Below are 11,550 nucleotides of genomic sequence, written 5' to 3' on the forward strand. Positions count from 1 at the left end.
CAGAGACTATCCTAATGCTTAGCAAAAATACAGTTAAGTTTATAAAATCCTTACATCAGAAGAAATACAGAACTCAGGAGAAGAAGTTCTTTGTGGAAGGGGAAAAGAGCGTACTTGAGGTACTCCATTCGGACTTCAAAGTAGATACGCTTATTTGTACGCAGGAGTTCCTTGATAGAAATGAATCCTGCCGCTCTCAACCTGGCATTAACTTGATTATAGCCACCCAAAAGCAGCTGGAAAACCTGGGCCAATACCAGTCCAATGACAGTGCACTTGCCGTGGTCCACATGAAACAAAACAACCCTTTTGAATTTCCGGATGGGAATTTTGTGATTGCACTGGATGAGGTGAGGGACCCGGGAAATCTCGGAACCATCATCAGAATTGCGGATTGGTATGGTATCAAGCATTTACTTTTTTCTATGCAAACGGCAGATTTTTACAATCCCAAGGTGATTCAAGCCAGTATGGGATCTTTCACCAGAGTAAAGTTTTATTATCATGATTTATCGATCGCATTTCAAAAATGGAAGGTCCCCGTGTATGGAGCATTTCTGAATGGAAAGAATATTCATCAGCTGGAAAAAATAGAACCCGGGGTAATTTTGATGGGCAATGAGTCCAAGGGAATCTCGGATCAATTGGAGCCATTTGTCAGCAGCAAGGTAACCATTCCTGCATTTGGTGAGACAGAATCTCTCAATGTGGCCATCGCTACTGCTATCATTTCGGATAATTTTAAAAGACTTTTGGGCAAATGATTACAAAACTTGCCCGTACACTCAATAAGGTTGGGATCAATGGGTTTTTGCTGGGCTTATTTGCAGCTATCCTTTTTGCCTGGCTTTTCCCCCAGTTTGGATCCCGTACATCATCTATTCCCTGGAAGCCCATCATTAATGTGGGAATAGCCTTGGTGTTTTTCTTCTATGGGGTCAAGCTCAATCCAGTTCAGCTTAAAGCTGGTTTAAAAAACTGGAGGCTGCATATGTTGATCCAGCTTTCTACTTTTGTGATTTTCCCTGTTCTGGTATTCTTGATCCTTCCTTTTCTTCCTTGGATCGATAAAGATTTTCAGTTGGGGATCAGTTATCTCTCCGTACTTCCCTCTACCGTAAGTGCTTCGGTAGTAATGGTTTCTATAGCCGAAGGCAATATTCCAGGAGCTATATTCAATGCCAGTATCTCCAGTCTATTAGGGGTGGTGGTGACTCCGCTTTGGATGGGGTTATTAGTGGATTCAGCAGCTATACAAATGGAGTTTTTACCAACGTTAGGCGAACTTTCAGTCAAAGTTTTGCTGCCTGTAGCACTTGGCGTGATGGCTCATCGCTGGCTTTTCCCCAGGATTGCCAAGCATATCGCGATGATCAAATACCTAGATCAAACTGTCATAATGATCATTGTGTTTACTTCCTTTGCACAATCATTTGCGCAGCAGGTTTTTTTACCTTATTCATATACCGTATTGGTTGAAGTTGCATTGACCATGCTTAGCTTGTTTTTCTTGATTTGGATTATTATAGCGGGTGTTTGCAGAATGCTGGGTTTTAGGAGAGATGATAGAATCACGGCTCTTTTTTGTGGGTCAAAAAAATCTTTGGTACAGGGGGTGGTCATCGGAAAGGTTATTTTTCCTGATCCAGCCGTCTTGGGACTAGTCTTATTGCCAGTAATGCTTTACCATATTCAGCAGCTGATTATTGGCAGTATGATCGCTTCTAAATTTGGACGATTACAAAATCAAACATAAACAGTAGTTTAATATCCGGGTTTTTAGCCATCGAGTTGTGCTTAGATGTACTTTTCTGAAAGGTTTTTTACCAATTCAATGTATTCTTCCTCAGCCTCTTTTTTGGATTTCCCCTTTTGGTTTTCCCAGGCGTTATACTTGGCAGCAGCTTTAAAATCAAACCCGCCAGGTCTTTCTGTATCATTATCACCTAGGGTAGCTTGCTTATAAAGCCCGTATAATTTCAGCAATTCTTCATTGCTAGGCTTCTGGGTGAATTTTTTGGTCAAGGCTGCGGCGCTTTCTAGATTCATCGTTTCCATTTTGGGTCAAGTTATATTAGGGTGAAAGTTCAAATTTAATACCAGTTAGGAAAGGATTGCTATAGGTACAAATAAAAATAACCAGCCGACTGTAGCTGGTTATTTTATTTTCAAACTGGGGTGTTTTTTCCTCAGTTATCTTTTATTCATGGACACATAGTCGCGCTCATTAGCGCCGGTGTATACCTGTCTTGGACGACCGATTGGTTCTCCATTTTCTCTCATTTCTTTCCACTGAGCAATCCAGCCCGGTAGACGACCAAGTGCAAACATTACTGTAAACATATCTGTAGGGATTCCCAACGCTCTGTAGATGATTCCAGAGTAGAAATCTACATTTGGATACAGTTGACGGTCGATGAAGTATTGGTCATTAAGAGCAGCGTGCTCCAGTTCTTTAGCGATTTCCAATACTGGATCATTGACACCTAGTTTACCAAGCACGTCGTCTGCGGCTTTTTTGATGATTTTCGCACGCGGATCAAAGTTCTTATAAACTCTGTGACCAAAGCCCATCAGTCTGAATGGGTCATTTTTGTCCTTAGCTTTGTCCAAGTACTTCTTGGCATCTCCACCATCAGCTTTAATGGCCTCTAGCATCTCGATTACAGATTGATTCGCCCCACCATGAAGTGGTCCCCATAGTGCATTGATACCTGCAGAAATGGAAGCATAGATACTGGCCTGAGAAGAACCTACGATTCTTACAGTAGATGTAGAGCAGTTTTGCTCATGATCTGCGTGAAGGATGAGTAGTTTGTCCAAAGCAGAAGCTACCACAGGATCCACATCATACTTTTCTGCTGGAAGGGCAAACATCATTTTCAGGAAGTTTGAGCAATAGTCCAATGAGTTGTCCGGGTAGTTTACCGGGTGCCCCATTTCATTCTTGTAAGCCCAAGCTGCGAAAGTTGGCATCTTAGCGATTAAGCGGACTATGCTTAGGTTGACTTCTTCTTTATTTCTGTTTGGGTTCAAAGAATCCGGATAGAAAGCGGTCAAAGCACAAATCAAAGAAGAAAGTACTCCCATCGGGTGGGCATTGGAAGGAAAGCCTTCCAGGATCTTCTTGATGTCTTCGTGTACTAAGGTGTGATGAGTGATTTCCTTGGAGAAGTTTTCGTACTGCTCTTGGGTCGGCAATTCACCATAGATCAGAAGATAAGAAACTTCCAAGAAGTTTGACTTTTCAGCCAGATCTTCAATTCTGTATCCTCTGTAGCGAAGAATTCCTTCTTCACCATCCAAAAAAGTGATGGCGCTTTTGGTAGCACCGGTGTTTTTGTAGCCCGGGTCAAGGGTGATCAGTCCCGAGGATGCTCTTAGTTTTGCGATGTCAATCGCTGATTCATTTTCAGTGCCGGTGATTACCGGGAATTCATAGTCTTTGCCTTGGAAAGAAAGCTTAGCTGATTCAGACATATAATTATTATTTGGATTGCTTATGTTAAAAAACCTTGAATTAGGCCTGTAAGATAATAAAATCAGGTAGTTATTTGACCTTAAAATGGGCTGGACGGAATAATAATGACACGAATTTGCTAAAATTCATGAGGTAATCTGACCATTATATTATGAATCCCCCTTTTAACTGGACAAATGTCATAGTAGCTACTTGGATTTTGATTTTTTGGAATAAAAAAGGCCCCATTGGGGCCTGGAATTTATGCGCAAAAATGCTCGAAAACCTCTACTAGGTGATCGCCGATCATCTTGGCGTTTCTACCTTCGATATGATGACGCTCGATGAAGTGAACTAGCTCACCGTCTTTGAAGAGTGCCATTGCCGGGGAGGAGGGAGGATAAGGCAGGGTGATCTCTCTGAACTTGTCCACAGCTTCTCTATCGTTACCGGCAAATACGGTAGCTAGAGTGGTTGGCTTTGCACTTGCATTTTCCAATGCATACGTAACACCCGGGCGGGCAGCACCAGCTGCGCAGCCGCAAACGGAATTTACCACGATGAAAGTGGTGCCTTTATGATCTGGTCCCAAGTGCTCTTCCACTTGCTCAGCTGTTTTAAATTCTTCAAATCCTACATTCGAAAGTTCCGCTCGCATGGGAGCGATCAATTCTTCTGGATACATATCTGTGTTGTTTTTAATTTATTATAGAAATCCCAATTCAAGTTTTGCCGCTTCGGACATCATATCTTGGGAGTATGGGGGATCAAATGTTAGTTCTACTTCTACATTGTTAATGTCCTGGATTTGCTGAATTTTATCCTTCACCTCGGTAGGGATATATTCTGCAGAAGGGCAATTCGGTGAAGTAAGAGTCATGAGCACGTAGACATTGTTCACCGGATATACCGTGATCTCATAGATCAATCCTAGCTCGTACACATCCACAGGGATCTCTGGGTCATATACCAATTTGATAGCTTGTACTACCTTTTCTTTGAGGTCTGTGATCTGTCCTGCGTTTGTTTCTGTATTACTTTCTGTTGACATGGTATCAGGCATTTTGCTTGCTTTGGATTGCCAAAGCGTAAAGTTTGATTTGCTTGATCATCGAGGCAAAACCATTGCTTCTCTGGCTACCGATGATAGACCCCATTCCGATACGTTCTACGAAATTAAGATCTGCTTTGATAATCTCCTCGGGGCTCCTATAGTTCAATACTCTCAATAACAATGAGATTAACCCCTTGGTGATATCTGTGTTGGAATCTGCTTGGAAGTGAATTTTGCCGCTTTCCTCATTGGCGATCAGCCAGACTTTGGACTGGCAGCCTTTGATGGTATTCTCTTCTATTCTTTCGTTCTCAGGAAATTCCTCCAGGCTCCCGCCTATTTCCATGATGTAATATATGGTCGATTCCTTGTCGTCTCCGAGAATTTCAAATTCTGAAACTATTTCGTCTTGGACTTCTTGGATACTGCTCATTTATTTTTGATTCGGGCGATTCTGCTTACGCTTTCTGCCAGTTTTTCTATTTCTGATTTCGAATTGTAAACTGAAAAAGATGCTCTTACAGTTCCTTCAATCCCCAATCTTTTCATCAAAGGCTGGGTACAGTGATGACCTGTACGGACTGCAATGCCATTGGCATCCAGCATCATGCCCACATCATAAGGATGCATGGCGTTGATATTGAAGGACAATACACTCACTTTCTCTGCAGCGGTGCCCACGGGAATAAAGCCTTTTACCTCTGCCAAAAGCTCATTGGCATAGCGCAGTAGTTCATCCTCATGTTGTCTGATTTGGTCTTTTCCGAGGTTGTTTACAAAATCAAGCGCTGCTTTGAAGGCGATTACATCTCCGATATTCGGTGTCCCTGCTTCGAATTTGAAAGGAATCTCGTTATAAGTGGTCTTTTCAAAAGTCACTTCTTTGATCATTTCGCCTCCACCTTGGTAAGGAGGCATGGATTCCAATATTGCTCTTTTGCCGTATAGCACTCCTAGTCCAGTGGGACCATAAAGCTTATGTGCCGAAAACGAAAAGAAATCACAGTCCAGGTCCTGCACATCCACTTGCAAATGGCTTGAACTTTGGGCTCCATCCAAAAGCACTTTCGCACCTACAGCATGAGCCGCTGCGATTATTTTTTTTACAGGATTGATAGTTCCAAGTGCATTAGAAGCATGTACTATGCTCACTAATTTAGTTTTTGGAGAAAGCAGTTTCTCAAATTCTTCATAGAGAATTTCTCCAGCATCATTGATAGGAATTACCTTGAGAATCGCTCCCTTTTCCTCACATAGCATCTGCCAAGGAACTATATTGGAATGGTGCTCCAGTGTAGAAATGATGATTTCATCTCCTTTTGCGATAAACTTTCTACCAAATGTAGAAGCCACCAGATTGATTCCTTCGGTGGTTCCTTTGGTGAAAAGTATTTCTGCAGATTCACTGGCATTGATAAACTGTCGAAGCGCCTCACGGGTCTCCTCATAATATCTAGTAGCTCGATCTGCCAGTGTATGTGCCCCGCGATGGATGTTTGAATTGTCCGTTTGGTAATAATTATTCAATGCATCCAATACAGCTTTTGGCTTCTGTGTGGTAGCTGCATTGTCAAAATAAACCAAAGGCTTGCCATGCACTTCCTGATGGAGTACCGGAAACAAGCCTCTGATTTTTTCGATATCTATTGCCATGTTGTGGATTAAAATTTACTTCCCAAGCGCTCCTGCACTAGGGAAATGCAGTATTCACGGAAGCTTTCGTCAGTGATGTAGTCCAGTACCTCACCTGCAAAAGCATAAAGTAACAGACCCTTGGCTTGGTCTTTTGCGATACCTCTTGCCTGCAAGTAAAATAAAGCCTCCTCATCCAGCTGGCCGGTGGTACAGCCATGCGAACACTTTACATCATCTGCCCAGATTTCAAGTTGGGGTTTGGTGTTCACTACCGCATCTTCAGAGAGCAGTATGTTGTTGTTCTGCTGGAAGGCATTGGTTTTCTGGGCGTCCTGTCTTACGAATATTTTACCATTGAAAACACCGCGAGACTGATCAGCTAGTATACCTTTATATAGTTCATTGGACTCTGCGTGGGGAATAGTATGATCCACATTGGTATGATTATCCACGTGGCTACTTCCATTGAGCAGGTATATTCCGTACATATTTCCTTCTGAATTGCTACCTAGGATATTCAGGCTCAAGTTGTTTCTTACCATTTCTCCAGATAGCGATACAGTTACAGAGGTGAATCTTGCGTCTTGCTGAATAGCTGTTTCGGTATTGCTTACCTCCAGCGTGTTTTTACCCTCATTTTGAAGTTTGTAAAAACGGATTTGAGAATTAAGACCACCTTTCACCTCAGTCACTCTGTTACTGAAGTAGGTTTCATCACTGAGGTTAACGGTATGCTGGATAAAAGTTACTTCGGCAAAATCTCCAGCTTCAATCCAGGTTCTAGGTTGTATGACCTGTCCCTCATTGGCCTTGTTTAGGTTCAACAGTAAAATCGGCTTTTCTACTACCGCTTTTTTAGGGACAGAAATGAAAATCCCATCTGAGAATGCTGCTTGGTTTACTGCACAGAAAGGATCTTTCTCAGGTTTAGCAATACTTCCTAGTGCCGTATCTGGTTTGCGGGAAAGTTCTGATACCTCAATTCCGGAGATTTCAGAAGAAACTGAAGGCTGGAAATGGCCATTGGTAAATACCAAAACATCTCCAGTGAAACCAGCAAATAGGTGTTTTTTTACCTCCTCAGCAGTCACTTCAAAAGGTGCTGCTGTCCCAAAATTCTGGATGCTTTGTTCCAGTTTTTTGGTCATGGCGGTGAACTTGTATTCTTCTGATTTATTGGTAGGAAAGCCTTGGGATTCAAATGCAATTTTTCCTTCAGCCCGGTTTTTTTCAAAGCCCTTGCCAGTAGCATTCAACAGTTCCCCAAGAATTTCTTGCTTAATAAGCGTACTCATGAGTAATTTTTTAGGATTAAAATCAGACTGTAGCTTTGGAATCGACTTCTTCTTTGATCCAGTCGTAGCCTTTTTCTTCTAGCTCCAGGGCTAGTTCTTTGGTGCCTGATTTTACGATTCTACCGTTGTAAAGCACGTGTACATAATCAGGAACGATGTAATCCAATAATCGCTGATAGTGAGTCACCACGATGGTAGCATTGTCTTTCGACTTTAGCTGATTGACACCATTCGATACAATTCGAAGCGCATCTATATCCAAACCTGAGTCAGTCTCATCCAGAATAGACAAAGTAGGCTCAAGCATGGCCATTTGGAAGATCTCATTTCTTTTCTTTTCTCCTCCGGAAAATCCTTCATTCAAGGCTCTGCTGAGAAGCTTCTGGTCCATTTCTACCAGCTTCATTTTTTCTTTCATCAAAGTCAAAAACTTCACTGCATCCAAGGGATCCTGTCCACGGTACTCTCTGACTTGATTCACAGCTGTTCTTAGGAAGTTTGTAGAGCTCACGCCCGGAATTTCCACAGGGTATTGGAATGCTAAGAAAACACCTTCTCTGGCACGATCTTCTGGAGAGAGATCCAGTAAATCCTTGCTTTGGAAAGATACTTCACCTTCCGTTACTTCATATTCTTCCCTTCCTGCCAGTACGGAGGCCAGGGTAGATTTACCTGATCCGTTTGGTCCCATGATCGCATGAACCTCACCGGCCTTTACTTCCAAATTGATACCTCTAAGGATGGGGGTTCCTTCAATAGAAGCGTGCAAATTCTTAATAGTAAGCATATTCGTGTTAATCTTTCAAATTTCTAATTATTCAATTTTCCAATTGGCTTTAGCCAACTGAACCCTCCAGTGTTAGAGCCAATAGTTTCTGTGCTTCTACAGCGAATTCCATTGGCAATTGGTTCAATACTTCCTTGGCATAGCCATTTACGATAAGGGCTACAGCATCCTCGGTAGCAATTCCTCTTTGGTTACAGTAGAAAAGCTGATCTTCTCCGATTTTCGAAGTAGTAGCTTCATGTTCTACTTTGGCAGAAGGATTATTGATATCAATGTAAGGGAAGGTGTGGGCTCCACATCGATCGCCCATCAATAGAGAGTCACATTGAGAGAAGTTTCGGGCATTGGCCGCACGCTTCATTACCTGTACCTGACCTCTGTAAGAGTTTTGGGATTTGCCTGCAGAAATACCTTTAGATACAATTCTTGACTTGGTGTTTTTACCGATATGGATCATCTTGGTCCCGGTATCTGCCTGCTGATAGTTATTGGTGACCGCTACGGAATAGAATTCGCCTATAGAGTGGTCGCCTTTCAGAATACAGGAAGGATACTTCCAGGTCACCGCAGATCCGGTCTCTACTTGAGTCCAAGATATTTTGGAATGGTCTCCAGCGCAGATTCCACGCTTGGTTACGAAATTGTAAATTCCTCCTTTGCCATCCTTGTCACCTGGGAACCAGTTTTGAACGGTAGAATATTTCACTTCAGCATGCGCACCTGCATAGATTTCTACCACAGCTGCATGAAGCTGATTTTCATCTCTTTGCGGAGCGGTACATCCTTCTAGGTAGGAAACGTATGATTCATCTTCAGCTACGATCAGAGTTCTTTCGAATTGACCTGTATTTGCAGCATTGATCCTGAAGTAAGTAGAAAGCTCCATCGGGCAGCGTACGCCCTTAGGAATAAAACAGAAGGAGCCGTCAGAAAATACAGCGGAATTCAACGCGGCATAATAATTATCTGTCATGGGAACCACAGAGCCTAGGTACTTCTTCACCAATTCGGGGTGATCTTTTACAGCTTCGCTGAAAGAACAGAAAACGATCCCTAGTTTGGAAAGCGTGTCTTTAAAGGTGGTAGCTACAGAGACGGAGTCCAATACTGCATCTACGGCGATGCCCTGGAGTCTCTTTTGCTCATTGAGATCTATGCCTAAACGCTTGTAAATATCCAGCAATTCAGGGTCTACCTCGTCCAGACTCTTAGGCTTCTTTGACTGCTTGGGTGCAGAGTAATACTTGAGTGCCTGAAGGTCAATTTTAGGGTAATGCACATTGGCCCAATTTGGCTCGCTCATTTTTTCCCAGGTCTTGAAAGCCTTCAATCTCCACTCCAGTAGCCAGGCTGGCTCTTCTTTTTTGGCAGATATCCATCGGATAGTGTCTTCAGTTAATCCTACGGGAGCCTCATCGGCTTCGTAATTTACTGACCATCCGTGTTCGTATTCCTTTGATGTTAGTTCTTCTAAAATCTGATTGTCTTTGCTCATTTGTGCTGAGTTATTTAGACTAATTACATTTTAACGGCGAAGGTACAACTTATAATGAAAATATTATGTTTCTACCCATTGGATAATTCTATCGAAAATTTAAAAATTCGATGGAAATATGCTTTATCACCTTATTCTTTACCGTGATTACAAAAAAAAAGTATTGATGGTTCAATACTTTTGATTTATTGCCTTTAATCAAATTAATGAGTAGGCTATGGGGTGTGTTTCTTAATTTTCCTTGTCAAAAAACTGTATAGGTCGATTGATTGATTCCTCCAAAACGATCAGGGTTTCGGTCCGGTCAATGCCCTCTACCTTCTGGATATTATCCAGCACGATTCGGAGATGATTGGTATCCCGACAGATGATTTTGGCGAAAATCGAATAATTCCCAGTGGTATAATAGGCAGAGACCACCTCGGAGATGGTTTTGAGTTTTTCGATCACCGTATCATAAAGGGAGCTCTTCTCCAGATAAATACCCAAGAAAGCGGAGATGTCATAACCTAACTTGGAGAAATCAATATTAAGTGTGGCGCTTTTGACTATGCCCATGTCCTCTAGCTTTTTCATCCGAACATGGACTGTTCCTGAGGAAACGAACACTTTTTTGGCAATTTCAGTATATGGAGTTTTCGCATCCTCGTTTAAAAGCGAGATGATTTTCAGGTCTATGTTATCGATATCTAAAATTTTATCCATTTTTGATACTAGGATTTAGATGATTGTTAATGAATCTGCCTGTAAATTAGAGATTGTTCAAAATATTGCAAAATTTTTTTTTCAATTTGTAATTAAATCTAATATTCATTTACTTTGGACACGATTTAGAAGCTCGAACGAATATTTTGTTTTGAGCGCTAATGATCAAATTAAAAATCGGGTTCTTGTGTAATTCCGAATTTTAGTTTAATTTCTACTGAAACTTTTAATCTCTAAAGTTATATTTGGGTTTATATTCTGAAAAGGGTCTTGCTACTGGCGAGACTTTTTTGTTTTTGCCCTGTATTTTAAAACGCAAAAAATTGTATTTGAAAATATAATTAGTGTATTTTTGCTTGTAAACCCTACAGGCATGTCTCATAGATTATTTTTAAAATCACCCTCTATTCTTCTAATTCTGGCATTTTTCATGGTTTTCCCCTTGGAAAACATTCCTGTCAATGCGCAGGTGAATGGAAACACGGAGCTCTCGTTAAAAGACTATGTGGTGTACAATAGGTTGACCCTGAGAAACGTAGGGGAGTCTACCCAAAGCCTGAAGACTTCGGATGTCAATGAACTGACTGTACTACCACTCACCGAAGTAGAGGAGGAACTTGCAGTACAGTTGAAATCTCATTGGGCCTGGCCAGAAAACACCCTGGAAATAATCGACAGTTATTCACCTTTTTTATTCCGAACTAAAAAGTCAGCCGCATTAGATGAGGTTAAGCTACTATTGAATGTCAACGAAGTGGGTAGAATCAGCGGGTTCGAGATACTGGGCAAGGTAGACAAAGGCCTCAAGGAGAGACTCGATCATATGCTGCGCAAACTTCCGGATTGCAAACCTGTGCCTGGGTACCAAACGTACAGAGGGGAAACTTTCGAATTAATCATCAAAAAATAAGCGACCGGATTTATCCGGTTTTTTTTTAAGCGGTGGGGGCGTATCCCTGGGTGCTTTTTATTTTTATGCACTATTATATAACCTAAATATTAATAAATCACGCCACGCTTTTGTAGATCAAGGCATTTTTCACCCCAATGATTTGATTGCCCATTTAATTCAAAGGTACAAATGGGTGGCTAGGAGATTGAGTTTACATTAAACAAAAA

13 protein-coding genes are annotated in these 11,550 nt (G+C 41.7%); 3 read left to right on the forward strand and 10 right to left on the reverse strand.

Annotated features, from left to right (window positions below; genetic code table 11):
* Positions 1-14: 14 nt before the first annotated feature.
* Both PBT90_RS06330 and PBT90_RS06335 read left to right on the forward strand, forming a co-directional pair.
* Positions 15-764, forward strand: a complete 750-nt coding sequence (locus PBT90_RS06330; RefSeq protein ID WP_270133139.1) for a TrmH family RNA methyltransferase — start codon at positions 15-17, stop codon at positions 762-764.
* A complete protein-coding gene (locus tag PBT90_RS06335; RefSeq protein ID WP_270132181.1) occupies positions 761-1,756 on the forward strand; it encodes a bile acid:sodium symporter family protein in 996 nt (331 codons plus the stop codon). Before PBT90_RS06330 ends, PBT90_RS06335 begins: the two co-directional genes overlap by 4 nt.
* A gap of 41 nt (positions 1,757-1,797) precedes the next feature.
* Here PBT90_RS06335 and PBT90_RS06340 read toward each other — a convergent pair whose 3' ends face one another.
* The 10 genes from PBT90_RS06340 to PBT90_RS06385 all read right to left on the reverse strand — a co-directional run bounded on the left by PBT90_RS06340 (position 1,798) and on the right by PBT90_RS06385 (position 10,431).
* Positions 1,798-2,058 (reverse strand): acyl-CoA-binding protein, encoded by a 261-nt coding sequence (locus PBT90_RS06340; protein WP_264809536.1) that lies wholly within the window; start codon positions 2,056-2,058, stop codon positions 1,798-1,800.
* A 135-nt stretch (positions 2,059-2,193) separates the two neighbouring features.
* Positions 2,194-3,480, reverse strand: coding sequence for a citrate synthase (locus tag PBT90_RS06345; RefSeq protein ID WP_264809537.1), 1,287 nt, complete (start codon positions 3,478-3,480; stop codon positions 2,194-2,196).
* 242 nt (positions 3,481-3,722) lie between these two features.
* Positions 3,723-4,145 carry a BrxA/BrxB family bacilliredoxin gene (locus tag PBT90_RS06350; protein WP_264809538.1) on the reverse strand — a complete coding sequence of 141 codons (423 nt, stop codon included), beginning with the start codon at positions 4,143-4,145 and terminating at the stop codon, positions 3,723-3,725.
* 21 nt (positions 4,146-4,166) lie between these two features.
* The gene (locus tag PBT90_RS06355) at positions 4,167-4,511 is read right to left on the reverse strand and encodes an iron-sulfur cluster assembly protein (protein ID WP_264809539.1); all 345 of its coding nucleotides are present in this window, start codon (positions 4,509-4,511) and stop codon (positions 4,167-4,169) included.
* 4 nt (positions 4,512-4,515) lie between these two features.
* Positions 4,516-4,947: a SufE family protein gene (locus PBT90_RS06360; RefSeq protein ID WP_264809540.1), complete on the reverse strand. Its 432-nt coding sequence runs from the start codon at positions 4,945-4,947 to the stop codon at positions 4,516-4,518.
* Positions 4,944-6,167, reverse strand: a complete 1,224-nt coding sequence (locus tag PBT90_RS06365) for a cysteine desulfurase (protein WP_270132187.1) — start codon at positions 6,165-6,167, stop codon at positions 4,944-4,946. The genes PBT90_RS06360 and PBT90_RS06365 overlap by 4 nt, the downstream gene beginning before the upstream one ends.
* An 8-nt stretch (positions 6,168-6,175) precedes the next feature.
* Complete coding sequence (sufD, locus tag PBT90_RS06370; RefSeq protein WP_270132195.1) at positions 6,176-7,444, reverse strand: Fe-S cluster assembly protein SufD; 1,269 nt, start codon at positions 7,442-7,444, stop codon at positions 6,176-6,178.
* Positions 7,445-7,466: 22 nt separating this feature from the next.
* Positions 7,467-8,231, reverse strand: coding sequence for a Fe-S cluster assembly ATPase SufC (gene sufC, locus PBT90_RS06375; protein ID WP_264809542.1), 765 nt, complete (start codon positions 8,229-8,231; stop codon positions 7,467-7,469).
* A 49-nt stretch (positions 8,232-8,280) separates the two neighbouring features.
* Positions 8,281-9,726 (reverse strand): Fe-S cluster assembly protein SufB, encoded by a 1,446-nt coding sequence (gene sufB, locus PBT90_RS06380; RefSeq protein ID WP_264809543.1) that lies wholly within the window; start codon positions 9,724-9,726, stop codon positions 8,281-8,283.
* Positions 9,727-9,957: 231 nt separating this feature from the next.
* Positions 9,958-10,431, reverse strand: coding sequence for an Lrp/AsnC ligand binding domain-containing protein (locus tag PBT90_RS06385; RefSeq protein WP_264809545.1), 474 nt, complete (start codon positions 10,429-10,431; stop codon positions 9,958-9,960).
* 373 nt (positions 10,432-10,804) lie between these two features.
* Here PBT90_RS06385 and PBT90_RS06390 point away from each other — a divergent pair, with 373 nt between their 5' ends.
* A complete protein-coding gene (locus tag PBT90_RS06390; RefSeq protein WP_264809546.1) occupies positions 10,805-11,341 on the forward strand; it encodes a hypothetical protein in 537 nt (178 codons plus the stop codon).
* Positions 11,342-11,550 lie beyond the last annotated feature (209 nt).

This window comes from Algoriphagus sp. TR-M9 (assembly GCF_027594545.1).
Taxonomy (GTDB): domain Bacteria; phylum Bacteroidota; class Bacteroidia; order Cytophagales; family Cyclobacteriaceae; genus Algoriphagus; species Algoriphagus halophytocola.